23 protein-coding genes and 1 pseudogene are annotated in these 20,793 nt (G+C 49.4%); 15 read left to right on the top strand and 9 right to left on the bottom strand.

Features of this window, described 5'->3' with window-relative positions:
• Positions 1-75: 75 nt before the first annotated feature.
• Positions 76-1,335 (bottom strand): annotated as a pseudogene (gene umuC, locus ACQE32_RS06915) (translesion error-prone DNA polymerase V subunit UmuC).
• Between the two features lie 129 nt (positions 1,336-1,464).
• Between umuC and ACQE32_RS06920 the strand changes: the two are divergent.
• A complete protein-coding gene (locus ACQE32_RS06920; RefSeq protein WP_427021540.1) occupies positions 1,465-1,767 on the top strand; it encodes a type II toxin-antitoxin system HigB family toxin in 303 nt (100 codons plus the stop codon).
• Positions 1,764-2,153, top strand: a complete 390-nt coding sequence (locus tag ACQE32_RS06925; RefSeq protein ID WP_427021541.1) for a helix-turn-helix domain-containing protein — start codon at positions 1,764-1,766, stop codon at positions 2,151-2,153. The genes ACQE32_RS06920 and ACQE32_RS06925 overlap by 4 nt, the downstream gene beginning before the upstream one ends.
• A 29-nt stretch (positions 2,154-2,182) precedes the next feature.
• Here ACQE32_RS06925 and ACQE32_RS06930 read toward each other — a convergent pair whose 3' ends face one another.
• Positions 2,183-2,560, bottom strand: a complete 378-nt coding sequence (locus tag ACQE32_RS06930; RefSeq protein WP_427021542.1) for a peptidase — start codon at positions 2,558-2,560, stop codon at positions 2,183-2,185.
• Positions 2,561-2,789: 229 nt separating this feature from the next.
• Here ACQE32_RS06930 and ACQE32_RS06935 point away from each other — a divergent pair, with 229 nt between their 5' ends.
• From ACQE32_RS06935 to ACQE32_RS06945, 3 genes are all read left to right on the top strand, one after another.
• Complete coding sequence (locus ACQE32_RS06935) at positions 2,790-3,065, top strand: type II toxin-antitoxin system RelE family toxin (protein WP_427021543.1); 276 nt, start codon at positions 2,790-2,792, stop codon at positions 3,063-3,065.
• A 79-nt stretch (positions 3,066-3,144) separates the two neighbouring features.
• Positions 3,145-3,519 carry a helix-turn-helix domain-containing protein gene (locus tag ACQE32_RS06940; protein ID WP_427021544.1) on the top strand — a complete coding sequence of 125 codons (375 nt, stop codon included), beginning with the start codon at positions 3,145-3,147 and terminating at the stop codon, positions 3,517-3,519.
• A gap of 81 nt (positions 3,520-3,600) precedes the next feature.
• On the top strand, positions 3,601-4,311 hold the full coding sequence (locus ACQE32_RS06945) for a hypothetical protein (protein ID WP_427021545.1): 711 nt from the start codon (positions 3,601-3,603) through the stop codon (positions 4,309-4,311).
• A gap of 342 nt (positions 4,312-4,653) precedes the next feature.
• On the opposite strand, the gene ACQE32_RS06950 is transcribed toward ACQE32_RS06945, so the two are convergent.
• The 3 genes from ACQE32_RS06950 to ACQE32_RS06960 form a co-directional block, all read right to left on the bottom strand.
• Positions 4,654-5,058 (bottom strand): GNAT family N-acetyltransferase, encoded by a 405-nt coding sequence (locus ACQE32_RS06950; protein WP_427021546.1) that lies wholly within the window; start codon positions 5,056-5,058, stop codon positions 4,654-4,656.
• Positions 4,976-6,174 (bottom strand): IS3 family transposase gene (locus ACQE32_RS06955; RefSeq protein WP_427021547.1). Its coding sequence is split into 2 segments (ribosomal slippage): positions 4,976-5,886 and positions 5,886-6,174, totalling 1,200 coding nucleotides; the frame shifts between segments, so codons are not numbered across the junction. The genes ACQE32_RS06950 and ACQE32_RS06955 overlap by 83 nt, the downstream gene beginning before the upstream one ends.
• Before the next feature lie 296 nt (positions 6,175-6,470).
• Entirely contained in the window at positions 6,471-7,904 is a 1,434-nt protein-coding gene (locus ACQE32_RS06960) for an MFS transporter (protein ID WP_427021548.1), read from the bottom strand.
• 139 nt (positions 7,905-8,043) lie between these two features.
• On the opposite strand from ACQE32_RS06960, the gene ACQE32_RS06965 reads away from it, so the two are divergent.
• Positions 8,044-8,400 (top strand): ArsR/SmtB family transcription factor, encoded by a 357-nt coding sequence (locus ACQE32_RS06965; protein WP_426972976.1) that lies wholly within the window; start codon positions 8,044-8,046, stop codon positions 8,398-8,400.
• Positions 8,401-8,511: 111 nt separating this feature from the next.
• Here the strand turns inward: ACQE32_RS06965 and yajD are convergent, their stop codons facing one another.
• Both yajD and ACQE32_RS06975 read right to left on the bottom strand, forming a co-directional pair.
• The gene (gene yajD, locus ACQE32_RS06970; RefSeq protein ID WP_085072056.1) at positions 8,512-8,859 is read right to left on the bottom strand and encodes an HNH nuclease YajD; all 348 of its coding nucleotides are present in this window, start codon (positions 8,857-8,859) and stop codon (positions 8,512-8,514) included.
• 219 nt (positions 8,860-9,078) lie between these two features.
• Positions 9,079-10,140 (bottom strand): hypothetical protein, encoded by a 1,062-nt coding sequence (locus ACQE32_RS06975; protein WP_427021549.1) that lies wholly within the window; start codon positions 10,138-10,140, stop codon positions 9,079-9,081.
• 110 nt (positions 10,141-10,250) lie between these two features.
• On the opposite strand from ACQE32_RS06975, the gene ACQE32_RS06980 reads away from it, so the two are divergent.
• Positions 10,251-11,135, top strand: coding sequence for a LysR family transcriptional regulator (locus tag ACQE32_RS06980; RefSeq protein ID WP_426981480.1), 885 nt, complete (start codon positions 10,251-10,253; stop codon positions 11,133-11,135).
• A 264-nt stretch (positions 11,136-11,399) separates the two neighbouring features.
• Here the strand turns inward: ACQE32_RS06980 and ACQE32_RS06985 are convergent, their stop codons facing one another.
• Positions 11,400-12,299 (bottom strand): DMT family transporter, encoded by a 900-nt coding sequence (locus ACQE32_RS06985; RefSeq protein ID WP_426972980.1) that lies wholly within the window; start codon positions 12,297-12,299, stop codon positions 11,400-11,402.
• 109 nt (positions 12,300-12,408) lie between these two features.
• Here ACQE32_RS06985 and ACQE32_RS06990 point away from each other — a divergent pair, with 109 nt between their 5' ends.
• From ACQE32_RS06990 to ACQE32_RS07015, 6 genes are all read left to right on the top strand, one after another.
• Positions 12,409-13,743, top strand: a complete 1,335-nt coding sequence (locus ACQE32_RS06990) for a PLP-dependent aminotransferase family protein (RefSeq protein ID WP_426981479.1) — start codon at positions 12,409-12,411, stop codon at positions 13,741-13,743.
• A gap of 1,698 nt (positions 13,744-15,441) precedes the next feature.
• Entirely contained in the window at positions 15,442-15,924 is a 483-nt protein-coding gene (locus ACQE32_RS06995; protein WP_427021550.1) for a glutathione peroxidase, read from the top strand.
• A 310-nt stretch (positions 15,925-16,234) separates the two neighbouring features.
• The gene (locus ACQE32_RS07000) at positions 16,235-16,918 is read left to right on the top strand and encodes an O-methyltransferase (protein ID WP_427021551.1); all 684 of its coding nucleotides are present in this window, start codon (positions 16,235-16,237) and stop codon (positions 16,916-16,918) included.
• Positions 16,884-17,303 (top strand): hypothetical protein, encoded by a 420-nt coding sequence (locus tag ACQE32_RS07005; RefSeq protein ID WP_427021552.1) that lies wholly within the window; start codon positions 16,884-16,886, stop codon positions 17,301-17,303. The genes ACQE32_RS07000 and ACQE32_RS07005 overlap by 35 nt, the downstream gene beginning before the upstream one ends.
• A 181-nt stretch (positions 17,304-17,484) precedes the next feature.
• Positions 17,485-17,799: a DMT family transporter gene (locus ACQE32_RS07010; protein ID WP_427021553.1), complete on the top strand. Its 315-nt coding sequence runs from the start codon at positions 17,485-17,487 to the stop codon at positions 17,797-17,799.
• Positions 17,800-18,057: 258 nt separating this feature from the next.
• Complete coding sequence (locus tag ACQE32_RS07015) at positions 18,058-18,840, top strand: PhzF family phenazine biosynthesis protein (RefSeq protein ID WP_426972984.1); 783 nt, start codon at positions 18,058-18,060, stop codon at positions 18,838-18,840.
• Positions 18,841-18,920: 80 nt separating this feature from the next.
• Here the strand turns inward: ACQE32_RS07015 and ACQE32_RS07020 are convergent, their stop codons facing one another.
• Positions 18,921-19,517 (bottom strand): helix-turn-helix domain-containing protein, encoded by a 597-nt coding sequence (locus tag ACQE32_RS07020; protein WP_427021554.1) that lies wholly within the window; start codon positions 19,515-19,517, stop codon positions 18,921-18,923.
• A 43-nt stretch (positions 19,518-19,560) separates the two neighbouring features.
• Between ACQE32_RS07020 and ACQE32_RS07025 the strand changes: the two genes are divergently transcribed.
• A complete protein-coding gene (locus ACQE32_RS07025; RefSeq protein ID WP_427021555.1) occupies positions 19,561-20,265 on the top strand; it encodes a B3/B4 domain-containing protein in 705 nt (234 codons plus the stop codon).
• Positions 20,266-20,325: 60 nt separating this feature from the next.
• Positions 20,326-20,700, top strand: coding sequence for a LysE/ArgO family amino acid transporter (locus ACQE32_RS07030; RefSeq protein WP_427021556.1), 375 nt, complete (start codon positions 20,326-20,328; stop codon positions 20,698-20,700).
• Positions 20,701-20,793: the final 93 nt, after the last annotated feature.

A 20,793-nucleotide genomic window follows, 5' to 3' on the forward strand; every position in this document is an offset into this window, starting at 1 on the left:
GCGCAGCTAAGAGTAACGAAGAATTCAATAATTTATCAGCTGATAGATGGTCTGCCATAATCAGTTAGCAGCTATTCACTTAACAACTAGTAGTTCAGCCAAGCAGGTTGTATAGCGGGGAGAAAGCATTTCCCGCTTCATCTGCCATGGGTTATGCGTACCCTGACCGGTGAACCACACTTTACCCAGGCCGGAACGATTAATCTGGTCAAGTGCAGACATCAGCGCGTCAGCATTTGCTCGCGGTTGATGTTCACTGAGCATATTCAGCTGGGCAACGCCAGTCTGGTAAAAATCTCCGAGCATTATGCCCGCTTTGGCATATCTGTAGCCGTCACGCCAGATCTTTTCCAGACCACGCATAGCGAACGCCACAATATCCCCCGTATCGCTGGTGGGGTATTCACACGTAAGAGAGGCAGTATTAGCATACTGCGGCTCATTGCCGTACCTGCCGGTCGCAATAAAAATGCTGATATGTCAACACTTCGCCCCCTGTTCGCGTAGCTTTTCAGCCGCCCGCATCGCATACGTCACAACGGCATGCTGCATATCCTCCAGCTCGGTAATGCGCTAACCGAAAGATTTAGAACAGACGATCTGCTGTTTTGCTGGTGGCGCATCCTCAAGCGCTATACAGGACTCCCCGTTAAGTTCTCGCACTGTACGTTCCAGCACAACATTGAAATTTTTGCGGATCAAACTGGTATTGCTATCGGCTAGGTCAAGCGCAGTTTTGATGCCCATAGCCTGGAGTCGCTTGGCGATGCGACCACCAACGCCCCACACCTCTGTAACGTCCACCAGCGCCATCAGTTTGCGCTGACGTACGGGGCTGGACAGGTCAACCACCCCATTTGTTTTCGTCCACTTTTTGGCCGAGTAATTAGCTAATTTTGCGAGCGTTTTGGTAGGCCCAAAGCCGACACCAATAGTCAGGCCGGTTTCTTTACGGACACGGGATCGCATCTGGTGGCCAAACTCTTCCCGCGGCATGTAACTGGCTATGCCGGAGGCGTCAAGGAAGGACTCATCGATTGAATATATTTCCTGGTCGGGTGCCATTTCGCCGAGAATGGACATCATACGGCTGCTCATGTCTCCGTAGAGCGCATAGTTAGAGCTGAACACCGTTATGCCGTTCTGGCGAAAGAAATTTTCAAACTTGAAAAGGGGATCGCCCATTTTAACGCCGAGCTTTTTCGACTCCGCGCTACGGGCGATAACGCAGCCGTCATTGTTACTAACCACGACGATAGGTTTGCCCCTCAAATCGGGGCGGAAGACGGTTTCGCAAGATGCGTAAAAGTTGTTGGCGTCAGCGAGCGCGAACATAATGGGTTAGTCCGAACCTTTAACTGTTTATCCATACAGTATACATCAAACAAAAAGAGCGTCTAAAAACTTGATGTCCCACTGCGGGACTGTTAAACTAATCCCACAGCGGGACATCAAGGATAGGTTGTGCGTATCATATCGACCGCAACACTCAAAAATTTTTATCAGATTCATAATCAGGCTGAGCAACCGCTAAAGGCCTGGATAGATGAAGCCAGTAAGGCTCAGTGGAAAACGCCACAAGACATAAAGGCGACGTACAGCACGGCAGATTTTCTGAACAATAGCAGGGTGGTATTCAATATTAAAGGAAATACTTACCGCCTTATTGTTGCAATAGCCTACAAATTTCAGGCGGTCTATATCAAATTTATAGGGACTCACGCTGAGTACGACAAAATAGACGCTAACACGGTGGATATGCGATGACTTACCAAATTAAACCAATTCACACCGAAGCAGATTACGAGGCGGCCCTGGCTGCCGTATCGCCGCTGTTTGATAATGAGCCGGAGCCGGGATCCGAAGCCGGAAATTTTCTGGAAGTAATGATCTTGCTTATTGAGAGATACGAGCAAGAGCACTATCCGATTGAAGCACCCACTCCGACTGAGGCAATTAAATTTCGCATGGAACAGATGCAGATGACGGCTAAAGACTTGGTGCCAGCGATTGGGCGTCAGAATCGCGTCTATGAAGTGCTGAATAACAAGCGGCCATTGACGCTTCCTATGATCCGCAATCTGCACGAAATGTTTAATATCCCGCTTGCTTCCCTGGTGGGTGTGACCTCACCTGACAAGCTAAGAATTTAGTAATGAAAGCCCGCTTAGAGCGGGCTTTTTTATTCCTGAGATTCGTGGTTAAAGCCCAGACCGGCCAGATCGGTTACAGCATAAGCCACAACGCCCCATACAGGTAATTCCTGATCGGCGGCCAATGGCGTTAATACACCGTCCCCAGTTAGTTCCTGGAGTGCCGGAGAGGGAATTAGCAGCAGGCGGCGCATTACCAGTTCATCCTCTACGATGGCTATGATGATATGCCCATGCTGCGGCGTCAGGGAGCGATCAATCGCTAACAGTGAGCCTTTAACAATACCTGCATCAGGATAGTCGCTGGCGCTGCGCATCAGATAGATTGAGTGTGGGGAAAGATAGACCAGATCACCCAAGCTTAGCCGGTGTTCAGAATAGTTCTGCGCCGGATTTTGAAACGCCATGAAATGCCTCATACATCAGATAATTACCTCTGAATTTTAGCTTTTTATCTGGCGTTCGCTATTATCTGAATCCTACCCAAGCCTGTTCGTGCAACAAAAGGACTAAATCTCGCAACATATGGACTAAATACCAAATAAAATGGACTAAGATCCTTGTATTGTGGACTGAATTATATTATATTTAGTCCATCCCAACCGGGATACGTTCTTTAAAAACATTGAGAGGCAAATGCCAGAGCTTGTCTGGAAAGGTAAAGCGCTTAGGAACCTCGACAAATTTCCCCGCGATGTTGGTGACGACTTAGCGGAGAAAATTGAAGAGCTGAAAAAGTGGCCTAACATTCAACATCTGAAAGTCGAGAAGCTGACAGATGACAAGGAAAAACGGCATAAACTGGTCATCGGTCACTATCGGGTACTGTATAAGATAATCAAAGGTAAGCCGGTGATTATCGAAATCCACGATGTGCTGAGACGGACAACGACCACATACAGCAAACGGTAAAAGGAAGGCGGGGAAACCCGCCTAACTGCCTCTCCATCATTGCCCGGAAACTGAAACTCAACGCAAAGAGTGTAATCGTATGAGCGCAATACAATTTATAACGGATGCCGAGGGCAACCGAATCAGCGCGGTGGTTCCCATTGAGCTGTTTGAAAAGCTGGTGGCTGAAACGGAGCTGGACGAATTTTTCGAGCCTGTTCCTTATGAGGCTGGTGATAACGACGAAGAGACTTTCCCTCATGACGTCGTGATGATCCGCCGCAAACAGAATGTGCCGATGCACGTAGCCTGGCGCATCTACCGTAACCTGACCCGCGAGCAGGTGGCGGAGGCGCTGGGTATCACTACGAGCGGCGTAGCCAAGCTGGAAACGCGTACAAAGCCCCAAAAAAAGACGCTTGAAAAGCTGGCAAAACTGTATGATTGCCGCGTAACGCAACTGTATCTTGATTGAATTACAAGCCCGCGCATAGCGGGTTTTTTATGTTGTTAACGTAAGCGTTACGTCTCAGGATGAACATTTTACAGGTGATTTATGAAAATATTTACCAAAAGAGATGGTCGAATCAAGTATCAGCACACGAAACCAAGTTTGCGATATGACTTGATGAGTATGTCTGCTGATGAAATTGAAGGTTCAGGCATCTACATTGAACGGATATTCATAACGAAATTTCTTTTTGACAAAATATACTCTTTCTACAATGAAAAAGATTTTTTTTGGCGGAAAAAGGAAGAGTCAGTTAGAGAAAGTGGCAGTCGGTGTATAGGCCATTTCGGGCTATCATTCTGTTTAATGGAGACAATCGATGAAGCAGAAGGATCCTCCTATTATAAAATCCAATTCTATAAGCCGGGCAATGCACCTGAACTAATGCAACCCTTTCAGCTTTTTTATGAACCTGGTGAATATGATAAAATCAGCCGGTTACAAGGTTTGGGCATTAACTATTTTGATATTTACCGGCTTCTCTCATCAATATTTCTTAAATATTCAAATGAGATAATGTCCATCGATCTATGGGATAAATTCGAATATTACTGCGTCTACCAAAACAATCGGCTTACATCAAGACAAAAAGAAAATTTCATAAGAAAAGATCAAGGCTTACCAAGCATAGAAGAAGAGAATCTTGATTATTCGTTCCCGTATAGCGTTTTTTCCGACGGTGATGGCGGCGCTGCGTACGTAGGGGATGGAATATGGGCCTCATCAAGTGGAAATATGACCGACGAGGGAAGGTGATGATCAACGCACTGATTGATTATGAAAAAAATGCTGCAGCTGCTTGATGAGGATATGGCTAAACACCCTGACCAGATCAAGCCCGTAAGTGTGTAACAGTGGGTGCTAATAAAGGAGCTGGTGGAGGGGATAGAGGTTGATCAGGATGCCCCTCTGGTTAACGAAAGTCTTTAATTGCTTATTAATCAAACAGTTACCTGCTTGAAAAAATCTGTTTTGAAATCCCTGGGCGATGCCGGGGATAGAGATCACTTTTGGGCTGATAAAATAGCCTGTATGATGTTATCAATGTCGCTATCGTTCAACATGAATATGGGCAGATTCTTAGACTGACCACTATTATTAGTGCTCATTACGCAAAGTCCTGCATACATACCGCGAGTTTTTGTGAACCCCCGCGTCTGATAGTGGCGGAGTGAAATTTCCCTTAAAGTACATCCCGGCAGATTCGTAAAAAGGAACCAAATCAGACGAGCAAAGCAGACCGACTTCATTTGGAAAATCAAGAATCGCAGCCAGCAGCTTGCTGCCTATTTTATGACCACGATATTGCTCATATACATAAATTTTATGGCAGTACAACGGAAGGTCTTGCGATGGATGCGCAAAAATTAGGGCGTACCCAAACAAGGTTCCTTCATTAGTGAACCCAAAGATGTAGTGGTCAACAAAAACTGGCCACCGCTTTAGAGTTTTTCCAGTATCGACTTTCCGATTCATTTGGTGGTAACCCACCGTTATATTCATGCGGCCTGAGCGCGCTGTAATACCAAACGATATAGTCCTTTATTGCCCAGGCTGCATCGCTGAAGCTTGTGTAACCCGTCACCGGTACCCATTCGTTCTTCAGACTCCTGAAGAAGCGCTCCATTGGGCTATTATCCCAGCAGTTTCCACGCCGACTCATACTCTGCTTGATCCGATAACGCCACAGTACCTGCCGGAACTGTCTGCTTGTGTAATGGCTACCCTGATCACTATGGAACATCACTCCGGCTGGTTTTCCCCGGGCCTCCCATGCCATCTCCAGCGCTTTGATGGTCAGTCTGCTGTCCGGTGAGAACGACATTGCCCGGCCCACCGGTTTTCTCGCGAACAGGTTGAGAACAACGGCAAGGTAAGCCCAGCGCCTGCCTGTCCAGATATAGGTCACATCGCCACACCACACCTGATTCGGCTCTGCCACTGCGAACTGCCGCTTAAGGTGATTCGGGATAGCGATGTGTTCAGGACCACCGCGTTTATACCGATGGGTGGGCTGCTGACAACTGACCAGCCCCAGTTCTTTCATGAGCCTGCCAGCGAGCCATCGTCCCATCCTGAAGCCCTTCATGGTTGCCATAGTTGCGATACTCCTTGCGCCAGCAGAGCCATGGCTGACGCTATGAAGTTCCAGAACCTGGCTGCGTAATACAGCCCGTCTGCCATCTGGTTTTTCAGGACGGTTTTTCCAGTACTTGTAGCTGCTGCGATGAACCCCGAACACGTGGCAGAGTGTGACCACCGGATAATGCGCTCTGAGTTTCCCGATTATCGAGAACTGTTCAGGGAGTCTGACATCAAGAGCGCGGTAGCCTTTTTTAATATTTCGCTTTTCATTTCAATACGTTGTAGTTTTTTCCTCAGCTCACGTATTTCAATTTTTTCCGGAGTAATGGGAGAGGCTTTAGGTGTTTTTCCCTGCCGCTCATCACGCAATTTTTTCACCCATCGCGTCATTGTGGATAGGCCGACATCCATAGCGCTGGCTGCATCTGCCACGGTGTAGTTCTGGTCAACGACCAGTTGAGCGGATTCGCGTTTAAACTCTGCGCTGAAATTTCTTTTTTCATTGAGGCACCTGTAATGTTCTGAGGTGAGCATATCACCTCTGTTCAGGTGGCCAAATTCAGTAAACCACTACAATATTGAAGTCGATGATGCGTTAGAGATATTTGACTTGATAGAAGTTTGAGCTTGTCAGGGCTGCTACAGCAGCCCATGCCAGAAGCTGACATCCACATACAAGCTGGCACATATCGGCACGTTAAGCCTCTCACTCCCCGTTAGCGTGAGCCGGTAACGCAGAAGATTAACGTTAGTGAAACCTGCCTGACAGCAAGCCTTTGATACGCCTGTTTTTCATCTGGAAACGGATACAGAAGAAGACTGATTTTCAGTTACGTCGTTTCTGCTGATACACCAGTCGCAGCTTTGAAGGGCAACAGACGGGAAACAAGAAGTCCCGCCATCTGTCCGGCTGCAGCCAGATAAAAAGCAAGTTGTATGGCATTTTCGAGGCTGCTCACAGAGGTTTCCCGTTGCAGATTTTCGGCCCCACTTCCGGATAAGGCTATCAGCAAAGCAATACCAATAGCATTACCCACGTTCAGCGTTGTGGATGCCATGCCTGAAGCGATCCCCTGTTCGTTATGCTTTACGCCAGCGCCAGAAGCTATCCACATTGCCGTCCATACAATTCCCTGGCCTGCTCCTGAAATGGCCAACCCGGGCAGTATTTCTGCATAAGACGCGCCTGAAAAGACTGCCGGCACCATTGCCAGAGTCCCGGCGATTCCGGTCAAAAAACCGGCCAGTAACGTCGTGCGCACCGGCAGGCAATTTGCCAGTCGGGCTCCGAGCTGCGTCCCGGCAAAAATTGCCAGCGAAGGAATAATAAATGCCAGGCCAGTTTGCAGGGCGCTGTACCCCATAACGCTCTGAAACATAACTGTCAGAAAATAAGGCAGAGCACCAAAGGTTCCCATATAAATGAATGTAATTACCATGCCTGTGACCAGACTACGGTTTCTGAATAAGCGTACCGGCATCAGTGGATCGTGGCTGCGTGACTCAATGGCAGCAAACGTCAACAGAAATACAGCTGCCAGAACCAGTGATAAAAGGATATGTCCTGACAGCCAGCCGTCTTCCGGTCCCTGAACCATGGCATAAACCAACAGGGTTGCTCCCACGGTTACTGTCAAAGCGCCCGGAAAATCGAAACGGCGGCGCTCATTGCGCAGGCTATCCTTGGGTAAGACGAAAAAAGCAGCAGAAATCGCGATAGCTGCCAGAACAACGTTGACGAAAAACACTGCCGGCCAGCCATAAAAACTGGTGAGAATACCTCCGGCAAGCGATCCCAGCGTCAGGCCGCTTGCTCCGGCGCCGCCCCATATAGCCAGTGCTCTGTTGCGTGAGGGACCTTCCTCAAACAGCCTGTTTATAAGTGAAAGCGTGGATGGAAACAGCATTGCAGCGCCTATGCCTTGTATAGCTCGCGCAATTACGATGACAACAGGACTCCATGCTAAACCTCCAGCAAGCGAAGAGAGCGCGTAAACCCACAACGCACTAATAAATACGCGACGCTGTCCCAGCAGATCTGCAGCCCGTCCACCAAACAGTAAAAATCCTCCGCAGCATACCGTGTAAGCACTGACCACCCACTGAAGCGTGTGCTCTGAAAATCCCAGGCCCGCGCCAATCACTGGCAGAGCCACAAACACAATATTGATATCCAGGGAATAAATAAGCTGGGCGAACGCAAGCAGCGCAAGGCTCCAGTGTTGTAAACGAGGGATGCCTGAAACCGGTGAGGGAATAGCCATTAAACAATCTCCATATAAACCAAAGAAACTAATGTACGAGTACATACGTACAATTAATGTATGAGTGTACTCGTACATTAGTCAACTGATAAAATTTAAAGTAGAGTGTTGGCATGTTGCTAAGCCGAGGAGTAACCAGATGCTTTCTAACCATCCTGACACAGAACAAATACGTCTTGAAAATGTGCTGACGGCTTTGGGAAATCCGCTACGTCTGACTGTGGTGCGTGTACTGGCTGGCGGTGGTGAGTATGCCTGTAGCGCCGTGCTGAGCGGTATCCCCAAATCAACGCTAACTCACCACTGGCGTGTATTACGAGACAGTGGCGTTATCTGGCAGCGTCCTTACGGACGCGAAAATTTACTGTCACTGCGTCGGGAAGATCTGGATGCCCGCTTCCCCGGGCTGCTTGATGTTCTGTTGGGCGCGGTGGAAAACGATGCACTGACGCAGCAGTCAACAACAAGGCATCTGCCGCCTCTCCGCCCGGAATAACAGGTATATGAAAAAATGATGTGAACTGAACGCATAAGTCCGCTGTTCGTTCACAGCGGCATAACGCCGCCGCTATAGGTTACTTTGTGTCAGAGGCGGACATTTCTAACCTCATTTCTTTTTATTAAGCATCGACTTTAAATCGGCAAAGGGATTATAGGTTGCGGCCGCCACATCTTTTTGCGCGTCCTCCCCTGCCACCACAGTTGTGCCGTACTGGTCAGCTTCTGTGTACTTCGAGTGTTCGTGGTCATGGCAATACAGACACAATAACTCCCAGTTACTGCCGTCTTCCGGGTTATTGGTATGGTCGTGGTCGATGTGGTGAACCGTTAACTCGCGTAGATTGGAGTAAACAAACTCCCGTGAGCAGCGTCCACATACCCACGGATAGATTTTTAATGCTTTCTCACGGTAGCCACTTTCCAGCCGCGTATAGTTTTTTGGGATCAGAGCCATTACTGATGTTACCTGTTATAAAAAATAATTTTCCATTCAATTTAAGCAAGCTAGCCTGCTTAACCGGGAATTTCAAGTTGCTTGCTCCGTACGCTTTTCGCTTATCGCAAACAGCGCACGTCCAGTTGCTGTCCTCCGAGTGCCTGAAGGAGACGTCAAAAAAAAATGGGGTTAATAGGCTGCCAGTGTAATGAGTTAGCCACCGGCATTGTTAAGTAGTTATTTGTCCAGGCGATAACGGGCAATTTTCGTGTTGCGAAAAGCACTCACCCATAACTCTTTACCAACTTCCAGCCCTGTTGTTGCAGCAGCGTAATTCTCCATCTTTTCACCATCAACCAGAACCCGAAGGGTAGCCAAAGTATCAGGATCAACTTCAATAATTTTAAAAGGAACCGGGCAGACATCTTTATCAGAAGCAACACAATTAAAAATGCTGGTTGCTGACTGAAGCTGGCCTGCGACTATGAGATTTCCATCGCTGGACCAACTCAAATTATCTGGCTTCATACCAATGTTCACCTGAAGAGCCTTACCACTGCCTGAAGAAGTAGGTAACCGCAAGATGCCCTCGCTTCCCCAGCCCGCAATGTAATAAAATTTGCCATCAGCACTGATTTTAAGACCGTTATTCAGCGAGAGTTCACTGTCAGCAATCCTTTTGAAACCTTTTTGTTTAGTCCACTCTAACAGGTAACCGGTATTAACCTTATCCTCCAGCTGCTGCATGAATTTTTTATTATCCGTTTCAAAAGAAATTGTCACTGCCAGACTGTCGTTACTGAGCGGAGTAACCGCATTGGGGAAAGCGTTATCAGGCATGATCAAACATCCGCTCCATGTCAAAGCCGGTTTAGATGTTGGAAGATCAACGTTGAAGAATTCAATCGACATTCGTTTCCCGCGATTTACCGCCATCAGTTGAAGAGCGCCATCAGTTGCACTTCGTATGGCAAGCCCACTCATCGCCAGGTCGTTTAACTCAAGAGGTTTACAGGTTGGATCGCCCGCTGAAGAGACAGGTGCGACCTTAGCATTAGCCAACTGAGCGACACCAGTCACTGAATTAATGAGATATAAATAGCCTGGTTTAGATTTCCCTGGTGTTCTGTCTGTTGATGTGACCACCCACGGGGTATCAGGAATGACCACCATATCTTCCGGATTGACGGTGTTTTCCACATAGCCGATAAATTCCTGTGCGTGCAACATCGCTGAATTGATTGTTATGCAAAAGGTCAGCGTAAAGCCAACGAGCTTACTTATTTTGAGAGAGATCATGATTTTCTTTCAATGAATAGTCAGAGAGCACACTTTAGATAACAAACTAAAGTTGATATATAAGCCTCAAATCACTACATTGATGACTAAAATTCCAGTGAGGCGACATTATGGATCTTGGCGCGATAGCTGCTTTTGTAGCTGCAGCGGAGGGCGGTAATTTTACCGTGGCGGCTGCAGAGCTGGGTATCAGTGCTTCAGGGGTGAGTAAAGCGGTTTCACGGCTGGAAAATGAACTGCACGTCAGGTTATTTAACCGCACAACCCGTAGTCTGAGCCTGACAGCTGATGGGACTGCGCTATACCAGCGATGTAAGCAAATTCTGAACGATCTGGATGACGCTAAGCTCGCGATGTCTCACGCACAGAATGCCCCCCAGGGGCGTCTTCATATCAGCATTCCTGCTGGTTTTGGACGTTCGCGAGTGATACCAGTAATTTCTACCTTTATGCAGCATTACCCGCAGGTTAAGGTAGATGCCAGCGTAACCGATCGCTTTGTTGATGTGGTGGAAGAGGGTTTTGACGTCATCGTGCGTATTGGTGATTTGCCTGACACGCGAATGGTTGCACGTTCTTTAGGGGTGACCCGTTTCGTTGTGGCCGCTTCCCCTCATTATTTTCAACAACACCCCCGCCCTGAAAAACCGGAAGATCTGCGCAATCATAATTGCGTGTCATTTATTTCTCCTCAGACAAAAAGAATTAGCGAATGGCTTTTTTTCAGGAATAATCAAAAAATTGTGCACATCCCTGCCGGGACATTATCGCTGGATGATGGGGAAGCAATGATAGATGCTGCAATTAGTGATTCAGGAGTCATCTATTGCCAGGATTATATGATTGAAAATGCTGTAAAAGAGGGGAAACTGGAAAGGGTGCTTGACGACTTTATAACGCCAGAAAAACCAGTGGTCGTGATGTATCCGCAAAATCGCCACTTATCACCCAAAGTACGCGTATTCGTTGACTTTATGGTTGCTCACTTTTCCTGATGGCATGCGGCGTTTTGGATATTTACTGATCCATGCCATTTTACAGAATTAACCTCTCTATCGTGTTGCGCTGTTAAGTATAGAAAGTTGCATATAACCGCCGATCCCCGAAGATCCGGTGACCGGCTCTTACATGCTACCCTGGTGCCTTACTGGGCCGTGATATTGGGCAACAATCGTCTGTCAGCATATCAGGCATCCCTTAGAGGCGGACAACCTGGAATCAGAAACGGCCATCCCTGCGTAGTTTCTACCGCAGCGGCATTAAGATGCTTTACGTGCAAATTTGCGCGAACCGATGACACAAAGGATTACCCCCAGCGTGACCGCAAGCATCAAAGGAGTCACAGTTTCCGACAGCAGCGAGGCGGAAAGCCCCAGCCCGAAGAAAGGCTGCAGCAGCTGTAGCTGCCCCACAGCGGCAATACCGCCTGTAGCCAATCCTTTGTACCAGAAAATAAATCCTATCAGCATGCTGAAAAGGGAGACATATGCCAGCGCAGTCCATCCTCGTACGCTTATCGCACTGGCATCTTCTGGCATAGTGATAAACGTGGCCATGAGCATCAGCGGCAAAGAAATAATCAGCGCCCAACTTATCACCTGCCATCCGCCCATTTCACGTGAAAGCTTTGCGCCTTCGGCATAGCCCAGTCCGCAGACAACTACAGAGGCCAGCATCAGTAAGTCACCGATCGCGGAGACCGACACACTCTGCGACAGAGCGAATCCCCCTACTAACAGGCTGCCAATTATAGAAAATATCCAGAATGGCAGGCGTGGTCTTTCCCCTGCTCTGATTACGCCAAAAATGGCGGTAGCCAGTGGTAGCAGCCCCAGAAACACGATTGAATGAGCAGAGGTTATGTGCTGCAGCGCTATTGCCGTCAGCAGCGGAAAACCCATTACTACACCGAGCGCAACAATGATTAAAGAGCCTATCTGATGGCGCTGCGGACGTTTCTGACTGAAAAACAGGATCAGCATGATTGCCAGCATACCGGCGATTGAGGCTCGTATAAAAGTCAGGAAAAAAGGGTTCATATCCTGAACCGCTATTCGTGTGGCTGGCAGCGAACCGCTGAATATTATTACGCCCAGTAAGCCATTGATCCAGCCGGACACCGCGCCGGGAACTGCTTTATTCTCTCTATTGGTCACCACAATACCCCCGCATTGAAGCATGGCTGAAACAGCAAGCCGCAAAAATTGACAGTCCCTATGCTAGCCCTCATGATTTATTACAATCAAAAAATTGTCATGGATACAATTTATGAAGGCGCGCTATAAAGCTATCGTGGATGAATACGCGGGCGCGATCCGAAGCGGCAGCCTTCCGGCAGGTACCCGACTTTTGACCCACAGGGCGCTATCCGCCGAGAAACGCATTTCCCTGGCAACCGCAACCCGCGTTTATGCAGAACTGGAAGCCATGGGCCTTGTGAGTGGAGAAACTGGCCGTGGGACCTTTGTGCGAGATATTTCGTTGCCTGCCGGGCTTGGAACGGACCAGCATGTCGTGGCGTCAGACGTTCTGGATCTCAACTTTAATTACCCTTCTCTGCCGGAACAGACTGAACTGCTGCGTGAAGCGATTCGTTCACTGGCCACAACCGGTGATCTTGAATCAGGGCTGCGTTACCAACCTCACGCCGGGAGACAAAACGATCGGAATACTATTGCTTCATGGCTGAGGAACGCTGGCATTTCATCCTCTGCGGATGACGTGCTGATTGTGAATGGTGCGCAGCATGGCCTCACGATAGCTGTGATGGGCCTGCTGAAACCCGGCGATGTGGTAGCGGTAGATGCGCTCATTTATCCTGGCTTTAAAGCTCTGGCCACGCTTTATCATCTGGAACTTGCACCGATACCTGCGGGTTCTGACGGTCCTGACCTGAATGCGTTAAGGCAAATCTGCCAACGCCGGCGCGTTCGTGCGATCTATACAATGCCTACGCTGCATAATCCGCTTGGCTGGGTCCTGAGTCATGCTCAGCGCAGGGAACTCGCCCTCATTGCCAGAACGTTTGATCTCCTCGTGCTTGAGGACGCAGCCTATGCCTTTCTCGTCCATCATCCACCAGCCCCCCTCGCCTGCTATGCACCGGAAAGAACGGTCTATGTCACCGGCTTTGCGAAAAATATTGCTACCGGCCTGCGTGTCGGTGCTGTGGTCTGTCCAGCTCACATGCGTGGAGCGCTTGAGCGTGCTATTCGTGCCACAACGTGGAATACGCCTTCCCTCATGGTCTCGATTGTTTGTGGCTGGATTAAGGATGGTACGATCAGGCGTCTGGAGTTACTGAAACGGCGTGATGCCCGCCAGCGCCAGGTTATTGCCCGCGAGATCCTGGGTGACAGTGACTGGGTAAGCCATCCCAATTCCTACTTTATCTGGCTACCGCTACCTTGTGAGATCAGAGCTGAACGAATTGTGAACCGTTTAATGCAGCAGCAGATCTCCGTTTCTACCGCAGAGCCATTCAGCACCTCACAAAACGTGCCGCACGCCATTCGCCTCGCGCTGGGCTCGGTCACTTTGGATAAGCTCCGGCTTGCCCTGAGCGCAGTGAAACAGACAATAGAATATGAAAAGGATGTCTAAGCAGAAAACGGCGACATTACTAAGGCCAGGTGTATTAAGTTCGGTGGGCAGGTTTCCGGGAAAACGCATACTGATCGCTGGCGGTACCAGCGGCATGGGGCTTGTAGGTGCTTAGCGCACATAAAATCAGCTACAAAAAACCGCCCGAAGGCGGTTAGAGTTTTATTTGATATTTTCTCGGATTTTCGAAGCATTGCGAACAGGGGGCGGTTGCAAGATGCCGCAACCGGGACACTTTTATGGCATCCCGTTCGTGGTAAAACGTGCCCAAAAAATCCCGTTTACCCCATGCTGGCAGTAATGTGCATCCTTCAGAGTGGATCTGATATTTGATAGTTTGCTGTGACAGTTTCTCAAGGTAGTAAAACTTCGCCATCTCTTTTTTCCATATTTATTTTTGTAATAAAAACGTAGTCAAAAAATAAATATTGGCCCTAAAATTTCACCTATCAAATCGATAGGTTTTATCTTAAAAAGCAGACGGGCGTGCTCAGGTAGGTCAAGTGCCCTGTGCTATGTCCTCAACCCTGTTTGTCATCCACATCCACATTTACGTCCGAAGTTTTTTACAGTTAGTTTGCACTTTTACGAAAAATTAACTGGTCACTCTATCGCCAATCGGTTGAATTAGGAATATTCTTAATTAGCTTCCACGTAAACAGGGTCAGAGACGATGTCAGTAATACAATTGGTATGCACAGAGTGCGGAGGCGATCGCTTCACTTCATCGGCAAAATCTTTCAGTAATGAAGCCGTTGCCACTATCCAGTGCGAGAAGTGCTCGGCACAGGTTAAGGTTGATGAGGTCGTCTGGTATCAGAAAGATTGCATTTCACCGGCTCGCGGTGTTTCGGGAGAGAAAGCTCTGTTCTCTGACACTTTTTATCTTGTTCCTGGCTCATAAGTTCCTTACCAGGAACGGTAGGCAGAAAGCTCCTGCCGGAAATCATAAGCGCATCGGCCATTGTGATGTCAAAACAGCCATTGCCAGCAAATGTGCTGAAAGCTATTGAGTAATCAACGGACGAAATTAATCCAATAAATGCAGACGATACCCATCCTCAGTGGGTTACAGTTGCTGCTGTAACGCTGCCTGTAGTGGGTGGCCCGGCCTGATTAAACTTCAGTCAATGTATAATTATGCGTCAGAGCACCAATACGAAATAGGCTCACCAAAGCGAGCTTTTCTAATGAGAAATAACTCTCGCCGTACGTAGTTTTAATTCCTGAAAAACTTATAGTTAATTAACCCTACCAGCGTACCCGTGAGAATTACTCTACATACATTTTTAAACGACATGAAATCATTAACGGTAAAATAGTCTAAGACAAACAAAGCAATTATTAATATCAGTGTGTTCAACACAACCTTTTTTAGATGTTTACTTACCATCAGCACGTTAAACCATAGTTGATTGCGCCACAGCTGGCACCAGCGCCTCACCCAAGGCTAAACGGGGCGATCCAGCCGCTGATAAAACTATAACATCAGGATTTAGTCAGATTTGAGATAAATATGGCCTGGCCTGAATAAACGGCACGCCGTCTAAGTTTCACGAGCAGCGCTCTCTGGCTGAACGGCCATATGAGAAACATTTGTGCCAGGATCGGACGTGAAAAATGTGCAATTCTGTCGACAGACAATTGTCCTGCCTTACACAATGAATCTGCAATATGAATAATTCTGAGGATTTTGATATGAGCACTTTTCATCAGCTTACTGCCACTAGTCTGAATGGCCAGCTCATCCCTATGGCCGACTACGCTGGCAAGCTGGTTCTCGTGGTCAATACCGCCAGCCATTGTGGATTTACGCCACAATACGCAGGCCTTGAATCGCTTTACAAGAAGTATGCCGCCCAGGGTCTGGTAGTGCTTGGTTTCCCCTGCAACCAGTTCGGTAAACAGGAACCCGGCGGTGCTGACGAAATCGCGCAGACCTGCCACATCAATTATGGTGTGACTTTCCCGGTGTTCGAGAAAGTGGAGGTCAACGGCACTTTAACGCACCCGGTGTTCCGTTACCTGAAAGACGAATTGCCCGGCGTACTGGGAGGACGAATCAAATGGAACTTTACTAAGTTTCTGATCGGACGCGACGGCAAACCCCTCAAGCGTTTTGCACCGTTCTCTACCCCGAAGAAAATGGAACCCGTAATTCTTGCTGCACTTGAAATGTAAGCACGTCTGTAATTTGAACCATTAATCTTTAGATCGCTCTCGACTCAATGATTATATCCGTATGAAGTTAATGTTCACTTTACGCTATAACGGACCTTGCCATACGCACGCTACATAAGGATGAGTGAGGATATTTTTTGCAAGGCAGACGTCCGCTTACGCCTAAAGCGCACCTTGTCCAGTATCAGCCAGCTCTGTGCCATAAAAGGACGTTGCTAAGTTTGACCTTCAGGCGAGAATGGATATCTCAACAGCTGTAACAAAAGGCTTGTAAGCTCTCATATGGTCTTTTAAGGAGAATAGATTTCATATGCGAATCCCTGACTATCCCTCGCGAGATTCTGATAAATGGGCACAGGTAGATGCCTGGTTTTCTGAAAAGCTCGCTCCAGAAGAACCTGAGTTAAGTTACGCTCTTACTAATAACGTAAAGCAGGGATTACCAACCCATGATGTGTCTGCTTTACAGGGAAAAATGCTGTCCTTATTCATTCAAATGTCACGTGCTGTCCGTGTTCTTGAAATAGGCACGCTTGGAGGTTACAGCACCATCTGGATGACCAAAGCTATGCCCCAACATGGGAGCGTGACCACCATTGAGTTCAGTGAGCATAATGCAAAGGTTGCCCGCCAGAATATAAGCAATGCGGGGCTGACTGAACGCGTTACGTTGCACACAGGTGCTGCACTTGATGTCTTACCCACACTTGAAGCCCCCTTTGACCTGATTTTTATCGATGCCGATAAAGTGAATAATCCAAATTATCTGGAATGGGCAATCAGGCTATCGCACAAAGGTGCTGTTATCGTGGGTGATAACACGGTGCGCGGCGGCAGTGTGATCGATTCTGATAGTGATGATCCTAACGTGAAAGGCCTGCGAGAATTTGTACAGATGATCTCTGAAGATAAGCGACTTGACGCCACAGCTATTCAAACCGTTGGTGAAAAGGGATGGGATGGTTTCGTCATGGCTATCGTTAAGGCTATATGATTATTTTTCTACGAAAAGAAAACCCATTCAATGCCAATTATACGCACTTCTTTTCAAAAAATTGTTAAAAGCCGGACTCTCAATAGCGTCTGGGAGTGATACCCAGGATGTCCGCTTTTCGCGCATAGCGGACATCGGCCTGCGAGGCCGGGAATATGACGGCCTTAACGTCTGGCTTCCGCTTCGCAACGATCCCGTCGCGCTTATCAGCCTGATGAAAGAGCGTGGCTGGCTTATCCGGTCGGGCGCCGGGTTTTACCTGACGGCGCCACGCCACGCCATACGCCTGACGCCCGGCGTGCTTGGTGATGGTCAGGCGGAAGCACTGGCACAGGATCTGGCCAGCGCACTGCGCGGATCTGGCAATGCGGTCATCGCGGCTTAGCCGCCGCTAACACAATCTTTTTTTCTGCAGTTTACTGACCCCGCGTCGGCACGCAGTGCAGTCGCCCTGAGCCAGCAGGGCGTCGTAAAAACTTCCGGTGAATTTCCGGCCGTGGCGGGACGACCCGACCACACTGAAGGCCTTTTACGGGACGACCCGACGGTAAAAAGGAGAAGTAACTATGGCCTGGTTAATGCTGGCTGCAGCAGGTGTACTTGAAGTGGTATGGGCATATTCAATGAAGCTGTCTCATGGCTTTACCCGGCCGCTTTACGCGGTCGTGACCATTGTCGGCATGATAGCCAGCTTTGCCCTGCTGGCGACCGCAATGCGTTCACTACCGCTGGGGACGGCTTACACAATATGGACCGGGATAGGTGCAGTGGGATCATTTCTGGCCGGACTGTACTTCTTGGGCGAGCCGGCCACCCCGATGCGCATACTGGCGGCGGTGATAATCGTGGCCGGTCTCATCATGATGAAGCTGGCATCGTGACTCTCTCAGGGCTGGCAGGCGTCTGCCAGCCCTTTTCTCAGTGCGCCCGCTTGTGAGGTGTTTACACAACTGGCAGGAAGCGAACCCAATTCGGGGAAAGACAATCAGCGGTATGTCAGAAGCAGGCATAGCTGGCGCGCTGTACGGTATAACGGCTCAGAGAATCAACTGCATGTTTTCTTAAGTTGAAGGGTTATAGGATAACCCTGATTCATACGGTTAAAACATAACGAGAGAGTAATTACGATGTTCCTTAAGATGTTTCAGGTTGATGCTTTTTCCGATCGGGTATTTGGCGGTAATCCTGCTGCCGTTCTGGTGCTTAATGACTGGCTGCCGGACAGCACGATGCAGTCCATTGCAGCAGAAAATAACCTGGCTGAGACGGCTTTCGTAAAACGCGCCGATAACGGCTGGGACCTGCGGTGGTTCACCCCAACGGTGGAAGTGGATTTTTGCGGTCATGCCACGCTTGCGACCGCCCACGTTCTGGTAACGGAATATGGCATAACAGGACCGCTCTCATTTTCAGCCCGCGTCGGGCAGTTGAGAGTTGAGGTGAAAGAGGACGGCTATCTGCTCGATTTACCGTGCATACCTCCCGAAGAAATGGCCCAGCTTCCGGAAATCATCAGTCCGGTGTTCAACGATCAGGCCCAATTCTGGTTCCGTAATTTTGAAAACATCTTTGTGGTGCTGAGCGGGGAAGACGCGGTCAGGGCGTGTCAGCCAGATTTACACGTGCTTGCCGGGCTGGGGCCTATCGGTGTGGTCGTGACAGGTCAGGGTTCGGGTAGTCAGTACGATTTTGTCTCACGATACTTTGCGCCGGGTGCAGGCATTCCGGAAGATCCGGTGACCGGCTCAATACATGCCACCCTGGTACCTTACTGGGCAGAAAAACTGGGTAAAAACAAACTGTCTGCCTGGCAGGCATCCCTCAGAGGGGGACATCTGATTTGTGAGCTGAAAGAAGACAGGGTCGTTATTGAAGGAAAGGCAGTTACGTTCATGAAAGCGGAGATTTGCGTACCGGTCTGACCGGTGAGGGTCTGGCCCGGGAATCCGGACCAGACTGTATCTTACGGTTCTGGCTCACAGAAGAGCACAAAGCGATCTTTTTAGCGGCCTTTCTCATGCACCGTCATGGTAAACATGGTTACCTCCGTGCCACTGTTCATATAGGCATGCGGTGCGTCTGTTCTTGCAACGGCTGCCCCCCCGGAACTTATCACGTAAGTGGTGTCGCTAACGACGAGCGTCAGGGTTCCGCTGGATACATAAAGGAGTTCACTGGTGCCTTCCGGATGTCCGGGAGACTCAAAAGTTTCTCCGGGGTAAAGCACCCACTCCCATAGCTCAATCATGTCCGGCCCGCTCGTGCCCGCAAGCAGACGCGCGCTGCCTCCCTTTTCTCCTTTCCAGAGCACAGGAATTTCACTGGCTCCGATAAGGTGAACGGCGGGCCTCCCGGCGACCTTGACAAAGTCAGCCACGGATACGTTCATCGCAGACGCAAGGCGGCAGAGCAGCGCAATGCTGGGGTTGGCCCGGCATCCTTCTATCTCTACCAGCATTCCCTTACTGACGCCTGAACGGCGGGAAAGCTCATCAAGTGACATTTTATTCTGGCTGCGGTAAAGCTTTATGTGCGCGGAAACGGCCTCGTTTACCCTGGCCGCATCGGTATCGGTCGTTATATTGACTTTATTGGTCATCGGTCATTATCATGTAATAAATCAGTCATTACAGGATTATCATATGTCAGCCGTGTTACCGTCAATCAGTCCGGAAATTTACCGTATCGCACCAGGTTTTCGTGCGCTCAGTATCAACGTAGAGGCGGCCCCCGTGGCTGATAAACGGGTTGGTGACGTCGCGCTTGAGGAAGCCTGCAAGGCCGTTCTGGCAGGGCAGCCTGCCTGGGCAGAGGCGCACCTCAGCGCATGGGCAGACGTTTTCCGGGCCTTCGGTGCAAAACCCAGGCGCACGCCCTGTTCGGCAGAAGCTTTGAGAAAGCGCGTCATAAAGGATGGCACGATGGCCGCTCTCGATCCGGTGGTGGATTTGTATAACGCCGTCAGCATCCGATATGCCGTTCCGGTTGGCGGTGAAAACTTTGCGGCTTACGTCGGGATACCGCAGTTGGTTGTAGCTGACGGAACCGAAATTTTTGACACCATGAAGGACGGTCAGCCGGGAAGCGAGTCACCGGAAGTGGGAGAAGTTGTCTGGCGCGATGATACCGGCGTGACCTGTCGCCGATGGAACTGGCGGCAGGGCGTCCGGACCCGGCTGAGCGTGGCAGACAGCAGCATGTGGTTCGTCCTTGAGAGCCTGCCGGAAATGCCGCTGGAAGAGCTGTATGCGGCCGGCAGAATGCTGACAGACGGCCTTGAAAAAATGATGCCCGGCGCGCGCTGTCAGACCGTTCTCATCAGCAACGCGTCGTCTGATGCGAAATAACTTTTGCTTCCCGGCGCGTGCCGGGACGGCTCCCTTTTAGCGTAACACCAGAGATCAATTATGTACCTGTCCGCAATACCGGCCGGTTCTATGACCGGGCTGAGTCTTATCATGGCTATCGGCGTGCAGAACGCCTTTGCGCTGCGTCAGGGACTGCAGCAGCGGTATGTTGCCCTTGTCGTCGTGGCTTTCTCTCTCAGTGATATTGTGCTCATCATGGCCGGTGTGGCCGGTACGGGAAAGCTGGTTCAGGCATGGCCAGCGGCGCTTCAGGTGCTGCGCTTTGGCGGGGCGGCTTTTCTGGCGGCTTACGGGCTGATGGCTGCCAGGAGAGCCTTTAAAGGCAGTGATGCCCTTCGCCCGGCAGACGAGGCCGCATCGGACTGGAAAAAAGTGCTGCTAACCGGTATGCCAGTGCAAACATTGATTTCGTGACACAGATGCTGGATAGCAGGATGTCATATATGTCAATGATTCAGAATGATATCCCCTATATCCTCGGAAGGCCGGTGAAAACACTGCATGAAT

The organism is Pantoea sp. FN0302 (genome assembly GCF_050113775.1).
Taxonomy (GTDB): domain Bacteria; phylum Pseudomonadota; class Gammaproteobacteria; order Enterobacterales; family Enterobacteriaceae; genus Mixta; species Mixta alhagi.

Coding starts and splice junctions, on each gene's coding strand:
- ACQE32_RS06950 (WP_427021546.1), bottom strand. CDS start 5,058: ATGAATATAACGGTGGGTTACCACCAAATGAATCGGAAAGTCGATACT.
- ACQE32_RS06940 (WP_427021544.1), top strand. CDS start 3,145: ATGAGCGCAATACAATTTATAACGGATGCCGAGGGCAACCGAATCAGC.
- ACQE32_RS06990 (WP_426981479.1), top strand. CDS start 12,409: ATGAAGGCGCGCTATAAAGCTATCGTGGATGAATACGCGGGCGCGATC.
- ACQE32_RS06980 (WP_426981480.1), top strand. CDS start 10,251: ATGGATCTTGGCGCGATAGCTGCTTTTGTAGCTGCAGCGGAGGGCGGT.
- ACQE32_RS06975 (WP_427021549.1), bottom strand. CDS start 10,140: ATGATCTCTCTCAAAATAAGTAAGCTCGTTGGCTTTACGCTGACCTTT.
- ACQE32_RS07030 (WP_427021556.1), top strand. CDS start 20,326: ATGTACCTGTCCGCAATACCGGCCGGTTCTATGACCGGGCTGAGTCTT.
- ACQE32_RS07025 (WP_427021555.1), top strand. CDS start 19,561: ATGTCAGCCGTGTTACCGTCAATCAGTCCGGAAATTTACCGTATCGCA.
- ACQE32_RS06965 (WP_426972976.1), top strand. CDS start 8,044: ATGCTTTCTAACCATCCTGACACAGAACAAATACGTCTTGAAAATGTG.
- ACQE32_RS06925 (WP_427021541.1), top strand. CDS start 1,764: ATGACTTACCAAATTAAACCAATTCACACCGAAGCAGATTACGAGGCG.
- ACQE32_RS06995 (WP_427021550.1), top strand. CDS start 15,442: ATGAGCACTTTTCATCAGCTTACTGCCACTAGTCTGAATGGCCAGCTC.
- ACQE32_RS06935 (WP_427021543.1), top strand. CDS start 2,790: ATGCCAGAGCTTGTCTGGAAAGGTAAAGCGCTTAGGAACCTCGACAAA.
- ACQE32_RS07020 (WP_427021554.1), bottom strand. CDS start 19,517: ATGACCAATAAAGTCAATATAACGACCGATACCGATGCGGCCAGGGTA.
- ACQE32_RS06945 (WP_427021545.1), top strand. CDS start 3,601: ATGAAAATATTTACCAAAAGAGATGGTCGAATCAAGTATCAGCACACG.
- ACQE32_RS07010 (WP_427021553.1), top strand. CDS start 17,485: ATGGCCTGGTTAATGCTGGCTGCAGCAGGTGTACTTGAAGTGGTATGG.
- ACQE32_RS06960 (WP_427021548.1), bottom strand. CDS start 7,904: ATGGCTATTCCCTCACCGGTTTCAGGCATCCCTCGTTTACAACACTGG.
- ACQE32_RS07000 (WP_427021551.1), top strand. CDS start 16,235: ATGCGAATCCCTGACTATCCCTCGCGAGATTCTGATAAATGGGCACAG.
- ACQE32_RS07015 (WP_426972984.1), top strand. CDS start 18,058: ATGTTTCAGGTTGATGCTTTTTCCGATCGGGTATTTGGCGGTAATCCT.
- yajD (WP_085072056.1), bottom strand. CDS start 8,859: ATGGCTCTGATCCCAAAAAACTATACGCGGCTGGAAAGTGGCTACCGT.
- ACQE32_RS06930 (WP_427021542.1), bottom strand. CDS start 2,560: ATGGCGTTTCAAAATCCGGCGCAGAACTATTCTGAACACCGGCTAAGC.
- ACQE32_RS07005 (WP_427021552.1), top strand. CDS start 16,884: ATGGTTTCGTCATGGCTATCGTTAAGGCTATATGATTATTTTTCTACG.